Source organism: Mucilaginibacter gossypii, from assembly GCF_900100945.1.
Taxonomy (GTDB): Bacteria; Bacteroidota; Bacteroidia; order Sphingobacteriales; family Sphingobacteriaceae; genus Mucilaginibacter; species Mucilaginibacter gossypii.
The window spans coordinates 29,724-54,472 of the sequence record NZ_FNCG01000022.1 but is presented as its reverse complement, the minus strand read 5'-3'; the positions used below and the strand labels follow the sequence as shown (position 1 = coordinate 54,472).

19 protein-coding genes are annotated in these 24,749 nt (G+C 43.4%); 8 read left to right on the top strand and 11 right to left on the bottom strand.

What is annotated here, in order from left to right; translation table 11 throughout:
* Positions 1-27: 27 nt before the first annotated feature.
* From BLS28_RS27440 to BLS28_RS27430, 3 genes are all read left to right on the top strand, one after another.
* Positions 28-1,305, top strand: coding sequence for an adenylosuccinate synthase (locus tag BLS28_RS27440; RefSeq protein ID WP_091175280.1), 1,278 nt, complete (start codon positions 28-30; stop codon positions 1,303-1,305).
* A 90-nt stretch (positions 1,306-1,395) separates the two neighbouring features.
* On the top strand, positions 1,396-2,661 hold the full coding sequence (locus BLS28_RS27435) for an anthranilate synthase component I family protein (protein ID WP_256337554.1): 1,266 nt from the start codon (positions 1,396-1,398) through the stop codon (positions 2,659-2,661).
* A gap of 239 nt (positions 2,662-2,900) precedes the next feature.
* Positions 2,901-4,859 (top strand): M1 family metallopeptidase, encoded by a 1,959-nt coding sequence (locus tag BLS28_RS27430; protein WP_091175278.1) that lies wholly within the window; start codon positions 2,901-2,903, stop codon positions 4,857-4,859.
* A 227-nt stretch (positions 4,860-5,086) separates the two neighbouring features.
* Here BLS28_RS27430 and fmt read toward each other — a convergent pair whose 3' ends face one another.
* Together fmt and BLS28_RS27420 are read right to left on the bottom strand one after the other, a co-directional pair.
* The gene (fmt, locus tag BLS28_RS27425; RefSeq protein ID WP_176844577.1) at positions 5,087-6,004 is read right to left on the bottom strand and encodes a methionyl-tRNA formyltransferase; all 918 of its coding nucleotides are present in this window, start codon (positions 6,002-6,004) and stop codon (positions 5,087-5,089) included.
* A gap of 33 nt (positions 6,005-6,037) precedes the next feature.
* On the bottom strand, positions 6,038-7,279 hold the full coding sequence (locus BLS28_RS27420) for an exo-beta-N-acetylmuramidase NamZ family protein (protein ID WP_091175274.1): 1,242 nt from the start codon (positions 7,277-7,279) through the stop codon (positions 6,038-6,040).
* A gap of 155 nt (positions 7,280-7,434) precedes the next feature.
* On the opposite strand from BLS28_RS27420, the gene BLS28_RS27415 reads away from it, so the two are divergent.
* The gene (locus tag BLS28_RS27415) at positions 7,435-8,586 is read left to right on the top strand and encodes an ABC transporter permease (RefSeq protein WP_311085185.1); all 1,152 of its coding nucleotides are present in this window, start codon (positions 7,435-7,437) and stop codon (positions 8,584-8,586) included.
* Positions 8,587-8,588: 2 nt separating this feature from the next.
* Here BLS28_RS27415 and BLS28_RS27410 read toward each other — a convergent pair whose 3' ends face one another.
* From BLS28_RS27410 to mazG, 5 genes are all read right to left on the bottom strand, one after another.
* Positions 8,589-9,341, bottom strand: a complete 753-nt coding sequence (locus tag BLS28_RS27410) for an outer membrane beta-barrel protein (protein WP_091175268.1) — start codon at positions 9,339-9,341, stop codon at positions 8,589-8,591.
* Positions 9,338-10,858, bottom strand: coding sequence for a hypothetical protein (locus tag BLS28_RS27405; RefSeq protein WP_091175265.1), 1,521 nt, complete (start codon positions 10,856-10,858; stop codon positions 9,338-9,340). The genes BLS28_RS27410 and BLS28_RS27405 overlap by 4 nt, the downstream gene beginning before the upstream one ends.
* The gene (locus BLS28_RS27400; RefSeq protein WP_090528126.1) at positions 10,851-11,405 is read right to left on the bottom strand and encodes an RNA polymerase sigma factor; all 555 of its coding nucleotides are present in this window, start codon (positions 11,403-11,405) and stop codon (positions 10,851-10,853) included. Before BLS28_RS27400 ends, BLS28_RS27405 begins: the two co-directional genes overlap by 8 nt.
* A 165-nt stretch (positions 11,406-11,570) precedes the next feature.
* Complete coding sequence (locus tag BLS28_RS27395) at positions 11,571-11,996, bottom strand: hypothetical protein (RefSeq protein WP_091175261.1); 426 nt, start codon at positions 11,994-11,996, stop codon at positions 11,571-11,573.
* Between the two features lie 74 nt (positions 11,997-12,070).
* Complete coding sequence (gene mazG, locus BLS28_RS27390; RefSeq protein WP_091175259.1) at positions 12,071-12,874, bottom strand: nucleoside triphosphate pyrophosphohydrolase; 804 nt, start codon at positions 12,872-12,874, stop codon at positions 12,071-12,073.
* A gap of 138 nt (positions 12,875-13,012) precedes the next feature.
* Here mazG and BLS28_RS27385 point away from each other — a divergent pair, with 138 nt between their 5' ends.
* A complete protein-coding gene (locus BLS28_RS27385; protein ID WP_091175255.1) occupies positions 13,013-13,843 on the top strand; it encodes a hypothetical protein in 831 nt (276 codons plus the stop codon).
* Between the two features lie 8 nt (positions 13,844-13,851).
* Here BLS28_RS27385 and mnmC2 read toward each other — a convergent pair whose 3' ends face one another.
* Both mnmC2 and BLS28_RS27375 read right to left on the bottom strand, forming a co-directional pair.
* Positions 13,852-14,529 (bottom strand): tRNA (5-methylaminomethyl-2-thiouridine)(34)-methyltransferase MnmC2, encoded by a 678-nt coding sequence (gene mnmC2 / locus BLS28_RS27380; protein WP_091175252.1) that lies wholly within the window; start codon positions 14,527-14,529, stop codon positions 13,852-13,854.
* 118 nt (positions 14,530-14,647) lie between these two features.
* Entirely contained in the window at positions 14,648-15,997 is a 1,350-nt protein-coding gene (locus tag BLS28_RS27375; RefSeq protein ID WP_091175249.1) for an MBL fold metallo-hydrolase, read from the bottom strand.
* Between the two features lie 149 nt (positions 15,998-16,146).
* Between BLS28_RS27375 and BLS28_RS27370 the strand changes: the two genes are divergently transcribed.
* Positions 16,147-16,542, top strand: coding sequence for a hypothetical protein (locus BLS28_RS27370; RefSeq protein ID WP_091175246.1), 396 nt, complete (start codon positions 16,147-16,149; stop codon positions 16,540-16,542).
* Between the two features lie 49 nt (positions 16,543-16,591).
* Here the strand turns inward: BLS28_RS27370 and BLS28_RS27365 are convergent, their stop codons facing one another.
* Together BLS28_RS27365 and BLS28_RS27360 are read right to left on the bottom strand one after the other, a co-directional pair.
* On the bottom strand, positions 16,592-17,038 hold the full coding sequence (locus BLS28_RS27365) for a DUF1569 domain-containing protein (RefSeq protein WP_091175345.1): 447 nt from the start codon (positions 17,036-17,038) through the stop codon (positions 16,592-16,594).
* A gap of 161 nt (positions 17,039-17,199) precedes the next feature.
* Positions 17,200-19,275, bottom strand: a complete 2,076-nt coding sequence (locus BLS28_RS27360) for a M13 family metallopeptidase (RefSeq protein ID WP_218134515.1) — start codon at positions 19,273-19,275, stop codon at positions 17,200-17,202.
* 766 nt (positions 19,276-20,041) lie between these two features.
* Here BLS28_RS27360 and BLS28_RS27355 point away from each other — a divergent pair.
* Together BLS28_RS27355 and BLS28_RS27350 are read left to right on the top strand one after the other, a co-directional pair.
* Positions 20,042-22,696, top strand: a complete 2,655-nt coding sequence (locus BLS28_RS27355; RefSeq protein ID WP_091175339.1) for a valine--tRNA ligase — start codon at positions 20,042-20,044, stop codon at positions 22,694-22,696.
* Between the two features lie 99 nt (positions 22,697-22,795).
* Entirely contained in the window at positions 22,796-24,607 is a 1,812-nt protein-coding gene (locus tag BLS28_RS27350) for an ATP-binding protein (protein ID WP_091175244.1), read from the top strand.
* Positions 24,608-24,749: the final 142 nt, after the last annotated feature.

Sequence of the window (24,749 nt, the reverse complement as noted above, 5' to 3'; positions counted from 1 at the left end):
ACATATTCTTGAACTTACGATAAATTAATGGCTGTTGACGTATTATTAGGCCTCCAGTGGGGCGATGAAGGAAAAGGAAAAATTGTTGATGTGCTTAGCGCAGGTTACGACCTGATTGCACGTTTCCAGGGCGGACCAAATGCAGGTCATACTTTAGAGTTTGACGGTAAAAAGTTTGTTTTAAACACCATTCCTTCAGGTATATTTTTTGAAAACACCATGAACCTTATTGGTAATGGTGTGGTGATTGATCCTATCACCCTGAAAAAAGAACTGGATAAATTAAAAGATGCGGGGCATGACCTGTTGGCCAAAAAGAATCTTTTAATTGCTAAAAAAGCACACCTGATATTACCAACTCACCAGTTGCTTGATGCCGCTAATGAAAAAAAGATGGGTGAAGGCAAAATTGGTTCAACTTTAAAAGGTATTGGTCCAACTTATATGGATAAAACCGGTCGTAACGGTTTACGTATTGGTGATATCACCCTGCCCGATTTTAAGGAGCGTTATCAGAAGCTGGTTGATAAACACGTATCAATGCTGCAGCAGCTTTACGGCGAGGTAGCAGATTTTTCAGAACGCGAAACATTGTTTTTTGAAGCTCTCGATGTTTTACGCCAATTCCCGCTTGTTGATTCTGAACATTTGGTTAACAACTATATTAAAGAAGGCAAAAAAGTTTTAGCAGAAGGTGCTCAGGGCGCTATGCTTGATATTGATTTTGGTTCATATCCGTTTGTAACTTCATCAAATACTACCGCTGCCGGCGCTTGCACAGGTTTAGGTATTGCCCCACAGCAAATTGGCGAAGTAATAGGTATTTTCAAAGCTTATTGCACCCGTGTAGGTGGCGGTCCGTTCCCAACCGAACTGGAAAACGAAACAGGTGAGGAACTACGCAAAGTAGGCCATGAGTTTGGTGCTACTACAGGCAGGCCACGTCGTACCGGCTGGATCGATCTTCCTGCTTTAAAATACGCTATTATGCTTAATGGCGTTACTCAACTGGTAATGACCAAGGCTGATGTATTAAGCGGTTTCGATAAAATTTATGCTGCTACTCATTATAACTACCTGGGCGAGCAGATTGATTATATGCCTTACGATATTTGCTCAGTTAAACCAGAGCCGGTTTACAAGGAAATTAATGGCTGGAACGAAGACTTGACTGGTATTACCGAACTGTCTGAGATCCCGGCTAAGCTGCAATCATACATTGATTATCTTGAGGCCGAACTTGGCGTACCAGTGAAATATTTATCTGTAGGTCCGGACAGGAAGCAGACTTTAACATTACATTAATAGGTTATCCCCTATATTAATTAGGGTTAATAATAAGAATAAAAGGCCGGGCATCCCGGCCTTTTTCATTTACTTGGTTATTTTTGCAGGGTGATAGTACAGGTTAATGATCTGCCGGGATTCAGAATAAAGGCGTTGCAATGGGCTGCAACTTTTGACACACTGTGTTATCTTGATTCGAACGGATTTAATGATCCCTATTCCAAATTTGATACGCTGATAGCGGTCGGCTCCCGTACCTCTCTGAATGCTAACGCCGGTAATGCTTTTGATAAGCTTGATGAGTTCAGGAAAAGTAACCCCGGATGGATGACGGGTTTCCTGGGCTATGACCTCAAAAATGAAATTGAAGCGCTTACATCCACCAATCCCGATGGTTTAGAATTTCCAGACCTGTATTTCTTTGTTCCTCAGCATCTGATTTTGATAAGGGGGGAGGAGGCTGAAATTATTTCAGATAATCCCGAACTTGTCGTAAGATCAATCATTGAGCAGGGTTTAATTGAACCTGTACAGCAGGCTAATATCAACCTATCCCCACGCTTCAGCAGGCAGGAATACATTGACACGGTAAACAAAATAAAAGAGCACATTACCCAGGGCGATATTTATGTCACTAACTTTTGCCAGGAATTTTTTGCAGAGGATGTACTTCTTGATCCGCTGGAGATTTTTACGAGACTGAACGAAGTTTCGCCCAATCCGTTCTCCACTTTTTTTAAATGGAATGGGAATTATATTCTCGGCGCCTCGCCCGAACGATTTTTGGCTAAACGGGGAAGTAAACTCATTTCGCAACCCATAAAAGGTACGGCTAAAAGGATGGATGATATTGAAGCCGATGAACAGGCTAAACAGAGCCTGCGCAGCCATCCCAAAGAACTGCAGGAAAACGTAATGGTTGTTGACCTGGTAAGAAATGATTTAACCAGATCGGCTAAACCCGGCACGGTTAAAACCGAAGAACTTTTTGGTATCTACAGCTTTAAGCAGGTGCACCAGATGATCTCTACGGTGGTTTGTGAAATAAAGGACAGCCTTTTAAACGTACAGGCCATCAAAAACACTTTCCCGATGGGCAGCATGACAGGTGCCCCGAAAGTTAGCTGTATGCAGTTAATGGAGCGATATGAGCGCAGTAAGCGTGGCGTATACTCAGGTGCAATAGGCTATTTCAGTCCGGATGATGATTTTGATTTTAACGTAGTGATCCGTTCATTGCTTTATAATTCCTCCAATAAATACCTTTCGTTTCACGCAGGTGGAGCTATAACTTATCACGCTATCGCCGAAAATGAATATGAAGAATGTTTGTTGAAGGCGCAGGCGGTTATGGAAGTTTTGGGCGGGGAGTGAAAAATCCAGAAAAATGAAAATAAGTAGTTCATTATTGGCGCAAGTGTTGAGCGATGGCCAGTGTACATGCTCACTTGTGCCTGTAGAGTAGTAGCAGTTTTCTCCGTGACTTGTCCTGATACTGTTTGTCCTATGGGAGCCGCATGTGATGTGCCTCTACAAAACACGTTTTACAGATCATCAACTTTTATTATATTGAGCTGTAAAAATTTCAAATCTCCGTTTATTAAATTATTAATATGTTAAGACCCCTACAAAACATAAAGCTAATTATCGTTTCCCTGTGTTTATTAGCAACCGATATCTCTTCAGCCCAAACTAAGTATCGTCCTTCAGATTTATTCCCGGCACAACCCTTATTACCTCCGGGCAACTCATATCGTACCGCTGCCGGTGAACCTGGCCCTGCCTACTGGCAAAACAAGGCCGATTATGTAATTGATGTAGCGCTTGATGATAAAACCAACGTCATAACCGGTACAGCTACAATTACTTATACCAATAATAGCCCCAAAGCCCTTTCGGCACTGTGGTTGCAACTGGAACAAAATGTGTTCAAAAAAGATTCGCGGGGGATTCAATCCAAGCTATTTCTTTACCAGGATCCTGAAAAAACTACTCCTGATGGCGGATACCAGGTAGAAGGCGTGCAGCTTGCCGGAAACAAAGTTGGAAACATTAAATATCATATTTATGATACCCGGATGCAGCTTGAGCTGGCACAGCCGCTGTTAAGCGGGCAGGCCATAACCTTTAGTATCCGGTACAGGTACAACTTCCCGGTCAATTATAAAAATGCTGATTTCCTGGTTAACCGCACCGATATCCTTCCAACAAAAAATGGCAATATTTATGCTGTAGCACAATGGTACCCCAGGATGTGTGTTTTGGATGATGTAGAAGGATGGAACACGCTGCCGTACTTAGGTAACGGTGAGTTTTACCTGGAGTATGGTAATTTCAGGGTTAATATCACAGTGCCATCGGGACTTATTGTGGAAAGCTCTGGAGATCTGCTCAATCCTGAAGAAGTACTAACACCAACCGCACTCAAGCGCTGGCAGGCTGCCAAACAAAGTGATGTGCCGGTGCAGATTCGTACAGCAAAAGAAGTAACCGACCCTTCATCAAGGCCTGCAAAAGCTACCTGTACGTGGAAATTTAAACTGGATAATGCAAGGGATTTCGCGTGGACGGCCTCGCGCTCATTTGTTTGGGAAGGCTTGAGTTTTAAACTTGCCGATGGCAGGCGGGTAATGGGTAGCTCGGTATACCCGGTAGAATCAGAGAAACAAGGTAGCTGGAAACGCTCGTCGGAGTATATCAAATTTACCTTGCAGCATTTTTCCGAAAAATGGTTCCCATACCCTTATAACAAAGCGGTTAACGTTGCTTCAAACCTGGATGGTATGGAGTACCCCGGCATGGTTTTTTGCTCGGCAAAAGATACCGGCAATATGTATTTTGCAGTAGTAAACCATGAGCTGGGCCATACCTGGTTCCCGATGGTAGTGGGCAGCAATGAACGTAAATACGCATGGATGGACGAAGGGTTTAATATGTTCATTGACAAAATTGCTACCAAAGCTTTCAATAAAGGTGAGTTTATAGGTTATGTAGAGATCGATAGTCCGCTTGATTCCCTGTTTGCGGAAAAGCTATTGCCTATTGTTACCCGTCCTGATGCTTTACCCGGCAACCAGGTATATCCGTTGCAATATCAAAAAGTGGCTTATTCGTTAGCACTTTTGCGTAACCAAATTTTAGGCACGGAGCGTTTTGATCGTGCTTTCAGAAAATATATCCGTGATTGGGCCTATAAACACCCAACCCCATGGGACTTTTTTAGGAGTATGGATAGTTCGGCCGGCGAAGACCTAACCTGGTTTTGGAAATCGATGTTCCTCGAAAACTATCGCCTCGATCAAAAAATTGTTAAAGTAGAAAGTAAGGCGGGTTCCCAGCCTATTATTACAGTCGAAAATATGAACAAAGCAGCCATGCCTTTGGTTGTTGAAATAACTTATGCTGATGGCTCAAAAGAGCATCGTGAATTCCCGGCTGAGATTTGGGAGTATAGCAGCGTTTATTCCTTTACCGGTGATAAAAAAGCAGCTGTCGCCAAAGTAGTTATCGATCCTGAAAAGATCTACCCGGATGTGGATAGGAGCAATAATGGTTATGAAGTAAAAAATTAAAAATCAACTCATATAAACAAAAATGTCATTTCGATAGAGCGAGCGGGGGAATAAGCGCAGGAGCGAAAGAGAAATCTTATACGCCCTGCCTTGTTACAGGGCTTATAAGATTTCTCCTCAAGCCCTGCAATACCTTTTCACTGTTCGTCGAAATGACAATCGTAGATATTAACTTCCCGTCCCATCAGGGTCTATCGCATAGAGCCCTGATGCTCAACGAAATGTTCTTACAACTTCACACCCCTTAAAAAGTCCTCAATACCCATGCGTTTCTTGCCTTCTAACTGAATATCTTTTAGCAACACAAAACCATCCTTAGCCGCAAATTTCAAATAGGTTTTATTGTCGGTTAAAAAGCCGCCGGGTTGTATGGCCGGTTCTGATAATTGATATTCAGATGCATAAACTTTTAGGCTTTTGCCGTTAAGCTCGGTGTATGCGGTGGGTACAGGGCTCAGCCCGCGAATTTTGTTATAGATCGACAAAGCTGGTTGTATCCAGTCAATCCGGCAATCATCCTTAAAAATCTTTGGCGCGTGTTTCAATTCTGTCCCCTCGGCTAATTGCGATTGCGGGTGTTCGTTGTAACGTCCGCTCTCAACCGCTTTAACTGTTTTAACCAGCAGCCCTGCACCTTTGTTCATGAGGCGGTCATGTAATTCGCCGGCATCTTCATGGCCGGTAAGGGTTATTTTTTCGGTGAACAGGATGTTACCGGTATCAATATCGTGTTTTAAAAAGAAGGTGGTTACGCCGCTTTCTTTTTCGCCGTTAATCAGCGCCCAGTTAATGGGGGCGGCGCCGCGGTATTGAGGCAATAATGAGGCGTGTAAATTTATGGTACCTTTGGCAGGCATGTTCCAAACTGCTTCGGGCAGCATCCTGAAGGCTACAACAACCTGCAGATCGGCTTTCAATGCTTTCAATTCGGCAATAAAATTCTCATTCTTAAGTTTTTCGGGTTGCAGCACTTTTAGGCCGTTAGCTACGGCATATTGTTTAACAGCCGACTCACTAACTTTTTGTCCCCTTCCGGCCGGTTTATCGGGCGCTGTAACAACAGCAACGATATCACTGCCGGCTTTAATTAAAGCGTCTAACGAGGCAACGGCAAACTGAGGGGTACCCATAAATATAATTCTCATAGTATGTTTAGGTATTAGATGTGCTTTATTCTGTTATTCGTATAGTAAGTATTTTTTGCGTATAGCTTTAAACTTAGTTAGTCCGGGTTGCCAGCCAGCACGGATCTCATCTTCGGTTTTGCCGGTTTCAATTTGTTTCCTTAGTTCGGCTGTACCCGTAAGCTTTATAAAATAGGCATTAAAGAAATGGTCCTTATCCGGAAATGCGTTATATAACTCCAGGAGCCATTTCAAATTAATAACACCTGTACCCGTGATATCAGTTGGCGGAATATTTTGCAGATTAATGCCAAAACATTCCTGGTCTTTCTGCGGCGGGTTCTCGCTCATACCCGGGATACTTTTGGGCGTAAACGAAAAACTGTATTTACCTTTCAACGCCGGGTGCCCCAGTACGGCAAAGGGGAAGAGCGTACCCCTGCCCAAACTAAATGTTGTACCTTCAAATAAGCAGGTACTCGGATATAATAAAATTGATATAGGCGTATTTAAGTTGGGCGAAGGGTTTACGGGTAAGGTATAAGGCAAATTATGCTTGTAATTAGCCACTTTAATGATCTTCAGTTTACATTTAACCCCATTTTTTAACCAGCCTTCGCCGTTTATCATTTGGGCATATTCGCCAATAGTCATACCGTGGGCGATGGGGATGGGGTGCATGCCCACAAATGAACGGTTAGCCGTATCCAGAACAGGGCCATCAATTAAATAACCGTTAGGGTTTGGGCGATCAAATATCATGAGCTCTACATTGTTTTCGGCACAGGCCTCCATTAAGTAATGCAGGGTTGAAATATAAGTGTAAAAGCGTACGCCAACATCCTGTATATCAAATATCATGAGGTCGATACCCTTCAAATCGGCCGGGGTTGGTTTATAATGTTTGTTACCGTACAGCGAGATCACAGGTAAACCGGTTTTAGGGTCTTGAGTGTCGCCAACAGTAGCGCCATTACTGGCATTACCCCTAAAACCATGCTCGGGGCCAAAAATCTTTTTTACGTTTACTCCTAAATGCACCAAACTATCTACACTGGCAGTTAAATTTTTACCAATAACCGAAGTTTGATTAATCACCATGCCTATATTTTTTCCCTTAAGATAGTTAATATACAGCGGAATCTGATCAGCTCCGGGAATAATAGGGCTGTTTTTTTTGTTTTTTGAGATGGATGCCGTCTTGCAGCTTTTATAATTGGTTGCCTGGCTGCAGGCCGTGTTTGCAAGTAAAACTGTTATCAGGGCAAATCGTAAAAAAGCACAAATCTTATTCATAAAATTTTGAGTTGAAACAATTTTAAAAGTAGCAGGTTTAACAGCAAAACCGCATATTTGCGAAGGTACAAAAAATCAGTCTGCCATTGAGTTTCGCCTCCTTTATATCAGCCCGTATAACATTTAAATCAAAACGCACATTTTCAAAACTGATAGTGCGTATTGCAATAATAGGCATTATGCTGGGCCTTGGTGTAATGATACTGTCACTTGCTATCGTTAAAGGGTTTAAACACGAAATCCGCAATAAAGTTCGGGGCTTTGCCGGCGACATCCGTGTGGTTAAGTTCGACCTGAATAACTCTTACCAAAGTTCCTCATTTCCTGCTGATAGTGAATTTGTTAAGCGCGCGCTTAAAAGTCCGTTTATTACCCACGTAATGCCGGTGGCCACCAAACCGGGCATTGTTAAGGCTAATAATGAAATTGAAGGAGTGGTACTTAAAGGCGTTGACAAAAATTACGACTGGAGCTACTTTAAAAAAATGATGGTAGCCGGCGAGGTGATCAGCTTTGCCGATTCGGTTGAGGCGCAAAAGGAGATCATGATTTCGCAAACAACGGCCGACAGGCTTAAACTGAAAGTAGGGGATAAGCTGCTGATGTATTTTGTGGAAGATGATCTGCGCAGGCGCCAGTTTAAGATCAAAGGTATTTTCAATATCGGGGTTGAAGAGGTTGATAAAACCTTTGTGATAGGTGCCTTATCGCTCATTAACCGCCTTAACAACTGGAAGCCGAACGAGATAGGCCAATACGAACTACGCGTAGCCGATTTTGATCATATTAATGAAGCCGCCTATGCGCTCGAGACTGTTTTGCCGGTAAAATTGAAAGAGTATACCATTGAAGAAGATTACCCTACCATATTTGAGTGGCTCAACCTTTTGGATGTAAATTCGGTAGTGATGCTGGTATTGATGGTGGCCGTCGCTGTTATTAATATGATATCGGCCCTGCTGATCATGATCCTTGAACGAACCGCTATGATCGGGATGCTCAAAGCCATGGGGGCATCTAACTGGGCCATCCGCAAAATATTCCTGATCAATGCCAGTTACCTGATAGGATTTGGGCTGCTATTGGGCAATTTACTGGGTATAGGCCTCGGCTATTTCCAGATGTACACTCATTTTTTCCAACTGGACCAGGCTTCCTATTACATGACCTTTGTGCCGGTTGAGTTTAATATTTTTGATATTGTTGTCCTCAATATTGGTACGCTGATCATTTGCCTCCTTGTACTTATTATACCTTCAACGCTGGTAAGCCGGATCTCGCCTGTAAAGGCTATCCAGTTTAAATAAGTTTAAAGCAACCGGTAACTTAATCCCAGTCTAAAATATTCACTATGCGCATTAAAGGAGGCATCGCCTACCATGTCTTTCATATAATTGGTCAGGCCATGGGCAAAGCTTGCATTTAACCCATAGCGCCCGTAACTGGCTACAGCACCAAGGCGTAATCTAACATCGGTTGGTGCTTTGCTTCTTTTAAAATCAATTTTATAAATTTTACCGTCTTTATCTTTTACTTCACCTTTGTCCCTGCTATCCAGTATCAGACCAATATCCATCCCCGGTAAAATATCAAGCTTAACTTTATTAAGCTGAAACCGATAACCTATATACGGGTTAATGTTAATACTCTGGTTTTGGAAAGCAACATGACCGGTTACTGCAAACCTGGGATCATTTGCTGTTATAGGTAAATAGTCACCGTACAAGACAGTTGTAATCGGTGAGTATTTATCGATATTAACTTTACTTCGTAGTAATTCATATCCCCCCTGCAGCCCGACTATAAACCCGCCTTTTGACACGGTTTGAACCTGGATACTACCACCATAGCTAAAGCCATTTTTGCTGCCGTATGGGTTATTGGCACGGTTCATCGGATCTCCGGTGATTGAGCCTTGTAATACCTGGGTGGTAGCCGATGATGATTTACCCGCAAAATGAAATAAACCGGTGTTGGCCTGTACAGTAACTTCTAACTTTTGAGCACGGAGCTGCAACCCACTAATCAACAATGGGGCAAGGATAAGGATGTACTTTTTCATTTTTTATGTGTTGTAAAGTTCAGTTTCAGGTTTAAGCCGCCTGCCCCAAATTTTATCTGCTGCGAGCCAAGGCCGTCAAGCGGGTATTTCAAAAATGGTTCAATAATTATCCTGTTGCTTTTGCCAAGCGGATAGCCAACACCAAATGCTACGTTCAGGGTTTTGGCAAAATAAAAGCTATTGAAGCTTTTGTGCGTTGTTTCATCGGATGTTTGCGGTTGTACACCTGCAGCCTGTGCCAACCCCGGGTAACTGTAACTTGCCGTGTAGGCTTCATTTATAAATGTGCCCGAACTTAAACCTGCAGAAATATAAGTGTCATTTTTTTGCGGGTTAAATTCATATTTAAGGTTAACAGGAATATCCAGGCCGATCAGGTTAGCACTGTAGTTTTTAAATGAAGGTGTAGACGATACTTTACTAAAATCGGCCAGGGTGTTATAGGCTGTGCTTAATGATGGCGAAAATGACACCGCAGCCGCAACATTTGAGGGTTGGTTTTTATTGTAATTAAGCGTGTTTTGGGCCAAAGCTAAACCGGTAGAAAGTTTGAGGTTTTTGCTTAGCTTAATATCAGATGTAAAGCCGGCGCCGGCATTTACCTGGTTTTGGCTGCCCTTAGCGTAGTTAAAGAATGTAGCCGCGTAAACACTGAATTTTACCCTGCGTTCGTTCATGTCCATATCAGGTTTTTTAGGCTGATCCTGATCGCTGGCAAGTAAAGATTCCATAGAGTTGATCTTTGGTTTTACTTTTACTACTGATGGAACAGCAGGCGGGTTTGCAGTAACAGGTTTGGTATTTGCCGGAGGCTGTACAGCAGGGTTATTAGCGTATTGCTGCGTGTTGGTTTGCTGCAATACAGATTTTACACTATCAGCTTTTTTAGCCGGAGTTACGTTGATTACACTGTTATTAGCCGGTTGAACTGTAGGGGGCACGTTGGTTTTGGCAATACCGTTAACTGGGTTTGCAGTTACAGGATTTGCCGGCACAGGTGTAAACGATGGTACGGTTGCTGCCGGTTGATTTACGATTGCGTTGCCCGCCGGTTTATTTAAAGCGCTATTGTTTGCAAGTACGTTTGATTTATTTGCCGGGGTGTTGCCTGCCGGATTCAGTTTTGTTGCTGAGGATTGGGTGTTATTGTTGCCCGCAAGGTTTGTTGCAGGTGATTGCTTAGTTGTTACAGGAGGCTGTGCCGGGGTAACGTTTTGAACATTGCTATCTGCTGTGTTGCTTTGCGGCAGCGCAGGTTTTACCGGTTTAGCCGAAAATGTTTGGCCATCATTATTAACATTATTTTTGTTCGATGCTATCCATAAGCCTATACTCAAAAACAATAACAGGACAGCAGCGGCGCTTGCCCACCATAGGTAAACCGGGCGGCGCTGTTTTTCCTGAACAGGGAATCTCTCCCTGAGCAGCAGCCAGCCTTCATCAGCGGTAGTGTCTTCGTAATTATCAAACACTTCCCTGATGCGGTCTCTTAAGTCGTTATCCAACTGGTCATCCATGGTTTTGTGCTTCTTTTCTTAATATACTTCTTAATCTTTCTTTCGCCCTGCTCAGGTAAACGCGTGATGAGCTTACCGGGATGCCGAGCGTTGTGGCTATTTCGTCATGGTCATAGCCGTCTATCTCATACATGTTAAAAATAGTTCGTTGTATAGCCGGGAGTTCAACCATCAATTTTAAAATATCCTGTACGTTTAAATTATCAACTGGCCCCATATTACTCCTGATAGGGGCGGCATTTTCCAATTCAACATTAAGCTGGAATTTAAGGTCTTTGCGCCGGCGGTCGATGGCTGTGTTAACCAAAATGGTGCGGAGCCAGGCTTTAAACGGCTTATCGATATTGTAGCCGCCAATAGCGTTAAACACTTTTATAAAAGCGTCATTTACAGCTTCAAGGGCATCATCGCGGTTTAAACTGTAACGCAAACTTATACCCATAGCATAGCCATAGAACTGCTTATACAGCAATTCCTGATGTTTTAAGCTGCCTTTTTTGCATTGCCTTACGATCTCTTCTTCGGTAATGCGAGGGGGTGGATGCATTAAATGTACTTAGTTCCGCTAAATGTTGTTTTAAAGCCTTTACGCAGCAAAAGAGTTAAATGATACAAAATAAAAAAAAATTGCCCGGATTATTTGCTGTAGTAATCAAAAAAAGCCGGTACCCTCAATGTGGCACCGGCAACGTAATAAAACAATAAAAAGTAGTTAATTAGTTTTCTTCAAATTGTATTGAACAGTTAACGTATCGCCGTTGCTGTTACGCTGCATTTGAAGTATAGTGCCATCATAGTAATACTGGTAAACACTTTTAAGGTGAAATTTATTAACACCCGGTACTACTGCTGATGAATCGTTAAACTGAATATAATATCCGTTGTAAGCAAATGAGCCGTAGCTTGCTACGTGTTTCCTGGTATCGGCAGCTACTTTAAATGAAGTTGCAGTAAGTTTTAAAGCTATGGTATCCCGAATGGTATCATAACCGGTACCAGTTGTTTTTTTAACAAGCGCGCCAAATACGCCTGTAAAATTACCTTGTGGCTGAGCAACCGGAACAACCTCATTTTTGGGCGAGCAGGCTACGCCTAATGTTAACAGTAATGGAAGCAGGTAAAATAAATTACGTTTCATATAATCTTATCTCGTTATCAATTTTTAACCATTACGCACGTTTTTAACTAAACGCTACAGCCGGGCTGTATTATTTACAGTTTTTTTGCCTCGTCCCAAAAAATATCCATCTCAGCAAGGCTCATGTCATGCAGCTGTTTGCCGTTTTCCTGCGCTTTAAGCTCCAGGTATTGAAAGCGCCTAATGAATTTTTTATTGGTTTTTTCGAGGGCGTTTTCCGGGTTGATATTAATAAAACGGGCATAATTGATCAGTGAAAACAGCAGGTCGCCAAATTCGGCTTCGGCCCTTTCATGGTCGATAGTGCTTTCATCTTCGGCATTAAATTCGTTTTTAAACTCCCGCATCTCTTCCTCAACTTTTGCCCAAACCTGGCTTTTCTCCTCCCAGTCAAACCCAACGCCACGCGCCTTTTCCTGTATGCGCGATGCTTTTACCAGTGCCGGCAATGAAGAGGGTACGCCGCCTAAAACAGATTTGTTGCCTTCTTTAAGTTTGATCTGCTCCCAGTTACGTTTTACATCTTCTTCGTTTTGCACCTCAATGTCGCCATAAATATGCGGGTGGCGGTTGATGAGTTTGTCGCAAACGCTGTTCAAAACATCGGTAATAGTAAAGTCGTTGGTTTCGGAAGCTATTTTGGCATAAAAAACCAGGTGCAGCATAATATCGCCAATCTCTTTTTTTATTTCGGGCATATCGCCGCCTAAAATGGCATCGCTTAGCTCGTAGGTTTCTTCAATGGTAAGGTGGCGCAGGCTTTCCAGCGTTTGCTTTTTATCCCATGGGCAATTGGCCCGCAGGTCGTCCATTATTATGAGTAACCTGTCGAACGCGATGGAGGCGGTAGGGGCAGTTTCAGGGGCTTTTAGAGGCATAAATTATTTATAATGAATACTTATGCTGCAAAGGTATGATAACATCTTTAATGAAAACTTACTGTATCATTAATTTTAAACTAACATTAATTAATTTTATTAGCCAATTGTTAATGCTACCCATAAGCACATTTTACCATGAAAAAAACTTACCTGTTTATCCTTCTTTTTGTTTCGATAATTAAAGCAAGCTATGCTCAACAGCAGCCTGCCGGCGATGTGGCCAATAGCACCTTCAGCCAACCGCAGCCTTTTTTGTTTACTATAAGCACACTTAATCCGCAAGGGCGCAACTGGAGTTTAAATTATTCGGGCGGATATGGTGAGCACACCGTTACACCCCTGGGTTTTGATGGTGTTGATCAAAATTTTTCGGCCAGGGGGTACCTGGGCAATAAGTTTACCTTAATGGCCATGTTGGGTACAGGCTTTAGTAACAATGGTGGTGTGCGTACCCTGCAGCAAGCCGAGGTACTGCGTGATTTTATTGGCGGCACTCAGCCTATGGGTTTCAGGGCGGGGGCGAGCCTGGGCTTCAGAAGGGAGTTTAACAGTGATGCTGTAGCGTTCAGCCGTATAACCGCGGCATATGAGGTATCAAAATGGAAGCTTGGCGCTAATCTTCGCTTTGAAAAAGCGTTTTCAACTCACCGCGATGGTTTGGATTTGATAACCAGCGTTGGTGTGCACCGTCATATCTCGGGCCAGCTTTTCGGCGGTTTTGAAGCGGTAGGGCAGGACCTGGAAGGTTTTTGGGAAGCCGATGAAGCCGAAGGCGGTGCCCGTTTATTGATCGGTCCGTCGCTTAATTACGCTCCTGTAAATTCGCGGCTGGCGTTTTCACTTTGCGGCGGCCCCATTATTTACGCTACCCGCAGCGCGGCAACCCAGGGCCAGTTTGCTTATCGCGAATTGCCGACTACCAATGGTTTCACACTGAAATTCAATGTAGGCTTCCGGTTTTTATAACAGGAAGATTAAAGTTTTACTGCCCTGAGCATTTCGCGTTTGCCGGGTGCTCCGGGTGCTTTCTCTATTTTAAAGCCCTGGCTTTTGAGCATGCGTTTCAGGTTGCCGGTAATAGCATAGGTAACAAACACACCACCCGGTTTTAAAAAGCTAACAGTATGACTGATGGCCTCTTCATCCCACATTTCGGGTTGATGGGCTGCGGCAAAGGCGTCGAAATAGATAATATCAAACTGCTCGTCTGTGTTAAAATCAAGCAGCTTGCTGTGAGCGATACATAGCTGGTTTGTGGCATCGATTTGAACTTTACCTGTTAATGCAGCAGAATAATTATTGTTGAATTGTTCCCAAAGCAGCCCCGGGATGTATTGCTGGTAGCCGGTTTGCGCCATCATTTCGGCGCTTACGGGGTAAGCTTCGATACCGGTGTAATCAAGTTTTATTTGCGTGCCGGTACAAGCATCGGCCGTTAACAGAAAGTTGAGTCCGGTGCCGAAACCAACTTCGAGGATACTAACCCCGCTGGTGTTATTCCGCTCCAGGAAATATTGTAAGCCTGATTTAACAAATACATGCAAGCTCTCCTGCAAAGCCCCGTGGCGCGAGTGGTAATGCTCACCTACTTCGGCATTGTAAATTGTATTTGAGCCATCGGCTGTGGGGACTATGGTTAGTTCATGGTTCATGGATGATAGTTCATAGTTTTGGGTAGTATACTTAGTTCATGGTTTATGGATGATAGTTCATAGTTCATAGTTTCCAAGACCTTATTGGCCATGATCCATGAACTATCATCCATCACCATTAGCCATGAACCTCTTTCATCATCTCCGTTACCACCTCACCCAGGTCATAAACCGGTACGGCATTTATTGCAGCCGAAACAATGCTCACACCGGCAGCCGAACGATAGCCTGCAGCGCAATGCACTATGACAGGTTTATCGGCAGGGATCTCACTAACGCGTTCGCGCAGTTCGGGCAAAGGTATACTAACGGCATTTTTAAAGACCTTGCCTGCCGCAACTTCTGCCTGATTGCGTACATCAACTATCGTGTAATCATTTTCATTTGCCCTGAAGGCGTCTAAATCAAGATCGGGGGATACTTCATTGGCGTTTACAGGAACCAACAATGCGCCTTTGATATTTTGTTCGTAACCTATTTTGGCTGCTTTTTTAATCAGGATATCAAGCTTATCATCATTTTCGGCAATGAGGTAAAACTGCTCATCAGGGCCGATAATGGAACCCAGCCATGTTTCAAATTTTTCACCATCCTGCAGGTTAATAGCGCCATGCAGGTGACCGCTCCTGAACTGTGCTTTGGGACGGCCATCAACTATTAAAATGTCAGCTTCCAACGCGCTGCCTTCCTCCATACGGGGTACAGCAGTAATGCTGTCTTCAAAGCCCGGTACCCCGTTTTTATTCAACAGCACATCACGACCGAAGTATTTGGGCATAAAAGGCTGATCGGTGGTAAGCGTTTTAACAAATTCCAGCTCATCCATCAGTTGTAAGGCATAATTTTCGCGCAGTTCGCGGCCAATGGTGCTTTCCAGCTCGGGGCTCATGTTTTTACCGCATAACGAGCCCGGGCCGTGCGCCGGGTAAACCACTACGTTTTTGGGAAGGGTCATGAGTTTTTGCCGGGTGCTTTGAAACATCTGGCGGGCAAGTTCCTCTTTTTTTGCAGTAATGTTACCTACATTTTCCCGCAGGTCCGGTCGGCCTACATCCCCAACAAATAGTGTATCGCCGGTAAAGACGGCGGTTTCGCGGCCTTCTTCATCTACCAGTAAAATACAGATAGAATCGGGCGAGTGACCGGGAGTATTGATGGCTTTTAGTTTAATATCGTTAAGCTGGATAACGTCGCCGTCATCAAAAGTTTCGTGCGGATATGTTGCGCCGGTTAACTTGCTGCAATAAATTACAGCGCCTGTGGTTTCATGAATTTCGAGGTGCGAACTTACAAAATCCGCATGCGGGTGGGTTTCGATAACACCTACAATATCGGCATCGTGCTGGGCCGCGAAATCATAATAAGGCTGCGGGTTACGGGCCGGGTCAATAACTATCATTTTGCCCGTACGGATCACGGCATATGAACCATGCGCCAGGCCTTTATCGTAAAATTGTTGAATGATCATATTTTGCCTGCAAAGATAATGGTTAGGCGGAATGTTTTATTTGTGCAATGTTTGGGTGGTGTAAATATTGATCGCTTTGTGTAAATCTGTGAAGAATATTATCTATATAAAATAATTAAGTTTGATATAGCACTTTTAATATAAAAACTATGATATTCTCCGATTTTTCAAGCGAATTTAAAATGTTGGATTATCTTGTATCTCATAGCCAATTATTAATCAGGAGCATGAGAAGCCGTGAAAGAGAATATAACATCGATATCATTTTTAAAGGGGTGAGAACACTGATTATTGATTCGGTTTTTGAAGGATTGGAAATATCATTAACCGATGAAAATCAAAACATAAAATTAATTGAAGATCATGGTTTTGTAGTAAATCATAACTATAAAGTGTTTTTATTGGAAAATGAAAGCGGACAAAAACATTTTATAAATGCGATGGCTTTCGGCTTATTTCACAATAGGCTGGATATCCATGAAACAAGTTTAGGGCGGTATGATTGGGGCGACTTAAATGATGAAATGGTTTTATGGTATAAATAAAACAGTATGGTTTCTTAGTCGTGTCGTGAATATTTCCTCCTATCTGCCCTTAATTACTAAATTGCCTCAAATGATGGTCAACATGTTTATAAGCTAACTGACCCATTTGTTCCCTGGTCATTTCGCCAAAAAAAGTATGCTCAAAATCAGTTTTTGAAGTTTTGCCATATTCCTCAACCAGTTTAATCCATCGTTTTTTTTGTGCTTCTACATCGCCTCCTGTTTCAGTTACTTTACATTGTGGAACAGTAGGGCTATTTTTTGCTACGGGGCTATCATCCTTTATCATGCTTTTCAAAGCTACCTTACCAAACAGGCGACCGATGAACGAGCGTTTATAGACTGTTATGCCCAGGTACATTTCGTCCGAAAGGGTGCAATGTTTCAGCATTTGATAAACATTCATTTTACCCCATTGTGGCTGGCTGTTTTCGTTAATTAAATTGATGCGGGTTATGAGGCCATCGCGGGTTTCTTTATCAAATATTGTTTTCATTGTTTTAAAAGGTTTATAAGATAAAGCTACTGCGAAATTACAAAACAAGCACAGGGGTTTTTGAGCCATAAACAGGGAGGGTTTACGCCAGTAAAGTAACTTGTAAACCAAACAGGCCCGGTTTCATAACCGGGCCTGTTATAAAAAAACAAAACTCTTGCTTACCAGATCTTTGTCCTGTCTTCAGGTTTTTTATACATTTTATCGCCGGGTTTTACATCAAATGCTTTGTACCAGGCGTTGATATTGGTTACAGGCGCATTGGTACGGAACTGCTCGGGCGAGTGTGGGTCGGTCAGGATCCGTTGCGCCGCCGACTCCGGAGTTTGTGATGAACGCCATACCTGTGCCCACGACAAAAAGAACCGCTGATCGGGTGTAAAACCGTCAATGGTATTAGCCGACTGGCCTTGTTTGGTTTTGCTGAATGCCTCGTAAGCAATGTTCAAACCACCAAGGTCGGCAAGGTTTTCGCCAAGGGTAAGTTTGCCGTTTACGTGCAGGGTATCAAGAACGGTAAAGGCATTGTATTGTTTAACCACCTGGTCGGCGCGCGATTTAAATTTATCGGCATCTTCTTTGGTCCACCAATCGCGCAGTGTACCATCGGCGTCGTACTGGCGGCCCTGGTCGTCAAAGCCGTGGGTCATTTCATGGCCAATTACCGCTCCAATACCTCCGTAGTTAACGGCGTCATCAGCCTTAAAATCAAAGAACGGGAATTGAAGGATCCCGGCAGGGAACACAATTTCGTTATTAGTTGGGTTATAATAAGCGTTAACGGTTGGCGGTGTCATTCCCCATCGGGTTTTATCAACAGGTTTGCCTAAACGGCTAACGTTAAAATTATAGCGCCATTTGACTATTGCATGCAGGTTACTGAAGTAATCGTTACGGTTAATCACCATGCCATCGTATTTTTCCCAGTTGTCCGGATAGCCGATTTTTACGGTGAAAGCATTAAGTTTTTTAAGTGCATGTTCTTTGGTTGCGGGGCTCATCCAGTCAAGGCGCTTAATCCTGTCGCCAAGAGTTTCTTTAAGATTGTTTACTAAATCAACCATGTATTGTTTGGCGGCCGGGGTAAAGTATTTTTCAACAAAAAGCTGGCCCAGTAATTCGCCAAGGTAGCTATCAACAAGGGCACTCATACGCTCAACGCGTGGTGTCTGTACTTTTTGACCGGTTAGCGTGCTGTTGTAAGCAAAGCTTGCGTTAGCAAAGTCGGAGCTTAAATAACTGGCTGTTCCTCTTAAAATATTCCATCGCAGGTATATTCTCCAGTTAGCGATCGGGGTAGCTGCAAACAGCGAGTCGGTAGCTCTGAAAAACGAAGGCTGGCCAACAAGAATGCTGTCCTGTCCGCCTGCATTAAGGGCAGGAAGTATTTTTGACCATTTTAAATGTGGGGTTTGTTTTTCAAAATCTGCAATCAGGAACTTGTTGTAGGTTACATGCGGATCGCGCATGGCTACACGGCTCAATTGCGCCTTAGCCCAGGTATATTCAAGGCCGTAAACTATAGCAGTGTTTTTGGCTGCTTCATCAGCACTGCTTCCGCTAAGGGTGAACAAAGTTGTGATCAGCTTTTTTAAGGCGTCCTGTGCTTTTTTTGAACGCGGATCGTTTTTGAGGTAATAATCTCTGTCGGGCAGGGTAGTGCCTCCCTGACCAAGGCTTATCACATATTTGTTTACATTCTTTTCATCCTGTTCAACCCCAAACCTGAAAATCGGCGCACTTATTCCGTTAACGCGCTCATAAATCAGCTCATTAATAAAGTTGTCAAGGGTTTTTAACCGGTTAATGCGCTCCAGGTCGGGTTTGATGGGGGCATAACCGTTTTTTTCGATGGTTAGGCTATCCATACCACTGGCGTACAAATCTCCCACAAGTTGTTTCAGGCCGCCTTTGGGTTGTGATGCTGATGTCTGGCTTACTTCATTCAGCAAACCAATGAGCCTATCTGTATTTTCCTGGCGCAAAATATGGAAACTACCCCAGCGGGTTTCTTTAGCAGGGATGCCGTTTTGTTTTAGCCAGCCGCCATTGGCATATTCAAAAAAATCATCGCCGGGTTTTACGCTCAGGTCCATGTTGGCGGGATCGATAAATTTTTTAGGAGGGGCGGAGGTTTTGTGCCTGGATTTTGCGGGTTTTGGGCCATCTACGGCAAACACATTTACCGACATGCCAAGGCAGGCAGCCAGTAATAAACAGTTAAACTTTAATTTCATGTCAATACTTAAAAATTAAAGTTAATAAATAGCAGGTATTAAACACAAGTGGCCGGGGGCAGGCCTTTAGTGATTGAACCAGTTAATGATGGCCTCGAGTTTTGTTTTTTTCAAAATATCAAGCCAGAAACGGTGTAAGGGTAATGTTTTCATGACAATTTGAATGTTACATATATAATAACTTGTTAATTGTAAAAATATTGTGGGAGTGGGGTTGTTCATGGTTGATAGATCATGGTTCATGGTTTATAGATGATTGATCATGATTGCATGTTGTAGTGATAATCATTTTACAATGTACTGGTTTGCGTTAGGGATGGTAGCGGATACCGGCCAAGTGGCTAAGGCCTTGTGCAGTATGAGCGTACAGCCCGGGCCGCAGGCAACGCCATTATTCTGAACCGGGATTTGGGTGGATTTTTTGGGATTAATGGGATTTTATAAAAATTTTTTAACTCAAATAAACTCGATGGGATAGGTTGGTACGGTGAAAAAAACTAAACAATACGTAAAAACAACTAAACGCTAATCTCAATTCTCTAATCTCTTTTTCCGGGCATTACCTGCGGCCCGGGCTGTACGCTCATACGCCTGAGGGCATTACGCTCATTGGCCGGTATCCGCTACCGTCCCTAATGCTGCCTGCGCTCTTGACCGATCAAAAACTATCAGTTTAAAACCATCATCTATGAACCATGGACTATATTCCCAAAAAAATCCCTCAACCTTTGGCTATGAACCGTTAACTATCGTATTTTTGCGCGTTATGAGTATTGCTAAAACATATATCCCAAAGGAAACCGAAGAAAAATGGTACAGTTACTGGTTGCAGCACGGCTTTTTTAAGTCGGTGCCTGATGAGCGCGAGCCTTATACCATAGTGATTCCGCCGCCAAACGTTACCGGGGTTTTGCACATGGGCCACATGCTTAATAATACCATACAGGATGTGCTGATTCGCCGTGCCCGTATGAAAGGCAAAAATGCCTGCTGGGTTCCCGGTACCGACCACGCCAGTATTGCTACCGAGGCCAAAGTTGTTGCCATGCTTAAAGAGCGCGGTATCAGCAAAAAAGACCTTACCCGCGAAGAGTTTTTAACCTACGCCTGGGAGTGGAAGGAAAAATACGGCGGCATTATCCTGGAGCAGCTTAAAAAATTAGGTGCCTCCTGCGATTGGGACCGCACCAAATTTACCATGGACGAGAACCTTTCGGAAGCGGTTATTGATACGTTTATCCACCTGTATAAAAAAGGTTTGATCTATCGCGGTATCCGCATGATCAACTGGGACCCGCAAGGCAAAACCGCGGTAAGTGATGAGGAAGTAATCCGTAAAGAGGTTAATCAGAAGCTCTTTTATATTAAGTACAAAGTCGTAAATCTGAAGTCGGAAGTTGAAAGTCAAGAAGCCACTTCAGACTTCCTAACCATCGCTACTACCCGACCTGAAACCATTATGGCTGATGCAGCTATCTGTATCAATCCTAATGACGAGCGTTACATGCACCTGCACGGTAAAAAGGTTTACATCCCGCTGATCAACCGTGAGATCCCGGTGATTTTGGATGATTATGTGACTATGGATTTTGGTACCGGCTGTTTGAAGGTTACCCCTGCACACGATTTAAATGACTACGAACTGGGCCAGCGTCATAACCTGCCGGTCATTGATATCCTGAATGACGACGGCACCCTGAACGAAAAGGCGCAGATACTGGTTGGAGAAGACCGCTTTGCAGCCCGAAAAAAAATAGCCGTACTGCTGGAAGAAGCCGGCGTACTGGAAAAAGTTGAAGAATACAAATCTCAGGTTGGTTTCAGTGAACGTACCAACGCGGTTATTGAGCCAAAACTATCAATGCAATGGTTTTGCAAGATGGGGGAGATGGCTAAGCCTGCTTTGGATTATGTATTGAACGGCGAAATAAAACTGATCCCCGAAAAGTTTGTGAACACTTACCGCCATTGGATGGAGAATGTACGCGACTGGAACATCAGCCGCCAGCTGTGGTGGGGACAACAGATTCCGGCATGGTATTTACCTACAGGCGAATTTGTAATTGCCAAAAACGCTGGAGAAGCATTGAAGGAAGCGCAACTTAAAAATCCCGCACTTACCGCTGCCGACCTTACCCAGGACGAAGACGTAGTTGATACCTGGTTTTCATCTTGGTTATGGCCCATCTCGGTATTTGACGGTTTTAAGGATCCGAACAATGCTGATATCAATTATTACTATCCAACCAATGATTTGGTTACCGCGCCGGAGATCCTGTTTTTCTGGGTTGCCAGGATGATCATGGCCGGCCATGAGTTTAGGGGCGAAGTACCGTTCAGGAACGTATACCTTACCGGTATAGTAAGGGATAAGCAGGGGCGTAAAATGTCGAAATCATTAGGCAATTCACCCGATCCGCTCGACCTGATTGAAACATACGGCGCCGACGGCGTACGTGTAGGCATGCTGCTATGCTCGCCTGCAGGTAACGATTTGATGTTTGACGAAAGCTACTGTAAACAAGGCAGCGGCTTTGCCAACAAAATATGGAACGCCTTTAAACTGGTAAAAGGCTGGGAAGTTAATGAAAGCCTTGCCAACCCTAACGGCGTAGCCATTGAATGGTTTGCCAACAGGTTTAACCAGGCGCTAACCGAAATTGAAGCTAACTTTGCCCAATACCGTTTATCAGAGGCCTTAATGGATACCTATAAATTGGTATGGGATGATTTTTGCGCGTGGTATCTGGAGATGATCAAGCCGGCTTATCAGCATCCTATTGATAAGGCTACATATACGGCTACTATTCAATTCTTCGAAAATATTTTAAAGGTATTGCACCCTTTTATGCCGTTCCTTACCGAAGAATTATGGCATGATGAGCTGTTTGGCGACCGTACTGAATTAGACTGCTGTATTGTAGCGCAATTGCCCGCTATTGGGGAAATTAATTCACGTCTATTAAATGAAACAGAGCTTGTTAAAGATGTGGTAACCACCATCAGGAACACCCGCAAAACAAAACAAATTTCTGACAAAGAGCCGCTTGAGTTATTTGTTAAATCAAATTCGGGGATCAATTACGACCAGTATGAAGCTATCATTGCAAGGCTTGCCAATATCAGCAAGTTTGAATCGGTAGCCGATAAAGTTGAAGGGGCTATTAATTTCTTAGCCTCAACAGATGAGTTTTATATTCCGTTCAGCGAAGAAATTGACCCGGTTGCCGAGTGTGCAAAACTGAAAAAAGAGCAGGAATACCTGTTAGGTTTCCTGAAATCGGTTAATGCAAAATTGGGTAACGAACGGTTTATGGCCAATGCAAAACCCGAGATTATTGAGGTGGAGCAAAAGAAAAAGGCCGATGCCGAAGCCAAATTAACCATCATTGAAGAAAACTTAGCAGCTTTGGCTTGCTAATTGCAGAACTTACCGGCTTTGCGTAACAAGCTACCGTACAGTATTTTGATGGCTGTACGGTGGCCTGCCCAATTGCAAGGCCAATGTTAAGTTCTGAATATGAGTAATAAAGTAAGTTTTTTTAACTTATCAATTTATAAGATTTTGTCGAAGGAGCAATCGTTCCTTGACCAGGCCCGGATTCGTTTATTGTATTATGGGTTCTTCCTTATTTTTGTTGCCCTTGGGGCACTTTACCTGAACGTTTATTTCCAAAACCAAAAAATGCTTGCTGATACCGCCCTGTTTTTGATGGGAGCGGTAGTGGTGTTATTTAAGTATTTAACCTGGCGGCCCGACTGGCGCAGCGCAGCACATGCCCTGCTTATTGTGGGTACACTTGTTAATACCAGCCTGGTTTATGCCTCTATGCAAACGGTAAATATCATTACCGTGCAGGTAATTATAATCGTGATCGTATTCAGCTATTATATGCTCGGCCAGCAATGGGGGCTCATGTACTCGTTGCTCAATACAGTACCGGTTTTGGTATTTATGATCATTGAATATAACAGCGGTTACATTATTAGTATAAAGCCTAACAAAGTTGATCAGTCTACCATTATCATCAGCCTGTTTGCCAATTTTATATTGCTTATTTTTATCCATAGCCATTTTTACACTGCTTTCTTAAAAAACATCAGGCACCTTAAAAATAGTAGCAGGGAGCAGGCCCGGCTTTACAGTAAGATGGAAACGGCCATTGAAAAGGCAGAGAAATCGGCCCAGGCCAAATCAGAGTTCCTGTCAACCATGTCGCATGAAATCCGTACGCCGTTAAATGCGGTGATCGGGATGAGTAATTTGCTGATGATGAGCAATCCGCGGCCCGACCAGCGGGAGAACATCGAAATTCTTAAGTTTTCGGCCAATAACCTGTTAGCCATTGTTAATGACGTGCTTGATTTCAGCAAGATTGAATCGGGGAAGGTAGTATTTGAAAATATCCGCTTCAACCTTGTTGAGCTGATGAACAATATTTGCGGCGGGCAGATACTGAAGGCCGAAGAGAAAGGCTTGCTTTTTAAGCTTGATGTTGATAGCTCATTGAAAGATAAGGTGCTTTTTGGCGATCCTACCCGCATAACCCAGATCATTTTTAACCTGGTTAGCAACGCTATAAAATTTACGCCGCAGGGAAACATATGGGTAAGGGTTACTTGTGTGGAAGACCGGCATAACACCGTTACCGTTAACTTTTCGGTAAGGGACACCGGCATCGGTATCGAAAAAGAAAACCTTGAAACTATATTTGAACCGTTTACGCAGGAATCATTAGCTACTACCCGCGAGTATGGCGGCACAGGGCTTGGCCTGGCCATAGTTAAGCGTTTGCTTGAGCTGCAGGAACTGCAAATGACCGTTAACAGTACGATCGGGCGCGGATCAGAGTTTTCTTTTCATATGGAATTTCCTGTATCTACAGAAGTATTGCCGGTTGCAGTAGCCACCGCTCCTGAAGCTAAACAAATTTCAGAAAACCCGCTGGCCTGTTTACGCGTGCTTATTGCCGAAGATAATATGGTTAATGTGATGCTGATGAAGAAACTGATGAGCAAGTGGAGCATTAACCCAACCATTGCCGAAAACGGCGAACGGGCAGTTGAGTTTATGCAGTACGGCAATTTTGATATTATATTAATGGACCTCCAGATGCCGGTAATGAACGGTTTTGATGCAGCTAAAGAGATCCGTAAAATGGCCGATCCTAAAAAATCAAGCATACCGATCATCGCGCTTACTGCTTCTGCACTTTTTGATATCAAAGAACAGGTATACGAAGCCGGCATGAACGATTATGTATCCAAGCCATTTAAACCGGATGAACTGCTGGAAAAACTTAATAATTATACATTGAACAAGGTGGGTTGAGCCCCACCCAAACCCTCCCCGGAAGGGAGGGCTATGCCATTGTTGGTGTTGTCACCAACAATTCCTAATGCTCTTTTAATCACGTTATTTCATATTGCCAGTTAAGCTCCCGGTTGCTTATTTAATGCTATAACTGCGTGGA

What these genes read in the sequence shown, in the direction of transcription:
- BLS28_RS27440 (WP_091175280.1), top strand. Translation starts at nt 28, where the DNA reads ATGGCTGTTGACGTATTATTAGGCCTCCAGTGGGGCGATGAAGGAAAA.
- BLS28_RS27430 (WP_091175278.1), top strand. Translation starts at nt 2,901, where the DNA reads ATGTTAAGACCCCTACAAAACATAAAGCTAATTATCGTTTCCCTGTGT.
- fmt (WP_176844577.1), bottom strand. Translation starts at nt 6,004, where the DNA reads ATGAGAATTATATTTATGGGTACCCCTCAGTTTGCCGTTGCCTCGTTA.
- BLS28_RS27420 (WP_091175274.1), bottom strand. Translation starts at nt 7,279, where the DNA reads ATGAATAAGATTTGTGCTTTTTTACGATTTGCCCTGATAACAGTTTTA.
- BLS28_RS27410 (WP_091175268.1), bottom strand. Translation starts at nt 9,341, where the DNA reads ATGAAAAAGTACATCCTTATCCTTGCCCCATTGTTGATTAGTGGGTTG.
- BLS28_RS27405 (WP_091175265.1), bottom strand. Translation starts at nt 10,858, where the DNA reads ATGGATGACCAGTTGGATAACGACTTAAGAGACCGCATCAGGGAAGTG.
- BLS28_RS27400 (WP_090528126.1), bottom strand. Translation starts at nt 11,405, where the DNA reads ATGCATCCACCCCCTCGCATTACCGAAGAAGAGATCGTAAGGCAATGC.
- BLS28_RS27395 (WP_091175261.1), bottom strand. Translation starts at nt 11,996, where the DNA reads ATGAAACGTAATTTATTTTACCTGCTTCCATTACTGTTAACATTAGGC.
- mazG (WP_091175259.1), bottom strand. Translation starts at nt 12,874, where the DNA reads ATGCCTCTAAAAGCCCCTGAAACTGCCCCTACCGCCTCCATCGCGTTC.
- BLS28_RS27385 (WP_091175255.1), top strand. Translation starts at nt 13,013, where the DNA reads ATGAAAAAAACTTACCTGTTTATCCTTCTTTTTGTTTCGATAATTAAA.
- mnmC2 (WP_091175252.1), bottom strand. Translation starts at nt 14,529, where the DNA reads ATGAACCATGAACTAACCATAGTCCCCACAGCCGATGGCTCAAATACA.
- BLS28_RS27375 (WP_091175249.1), bottom strand. Translation starts at nt 15,997, where the DNA reads ATGATCATTCAACAATTTTACGATAAAGGCCTGGCGCATGGTTCATAT.
- BLS28_RS27370 (WP_091175246.1), top strand. Translation starts at nt 16,147, where the DNA reads ATGATATTCTCCGATTTTTCAAGCGAATTTAAAATGTTGGATTATCTT.
- BLS28_RS27365 (WP_091175345.1), bottom strand. Translation starts at nt 17,038, where the DNA reads ATGAAAACAATATTTGATAAAGAAACCCGCGATGGCCTCATAACCCGC.
- BLS28_RS27360 (WP_218134515.1), bottom strand. Translation starts at nt 19,275, where the DNA reads ATGAAATTAAAGTTTAACTGTTTATTACTGGCTGCCTGCCTTGGCATG.
- BLS28_RS27355 (WP_091175339.1), top strand. Translation starts at nt 20,042, where the DNA reads ATGAGTATTGCTAAAACATATATCCCAAAGGAAACCGAAGAAAAATGG.
- BLS28_RS27350 (WP_091175244.1), top strand. Translation starts at nt 22,796, where the DNA reads ATGAGTAATAAAGTAAGTTTTTTTAACTTATCAATTTATAAGATTTTG.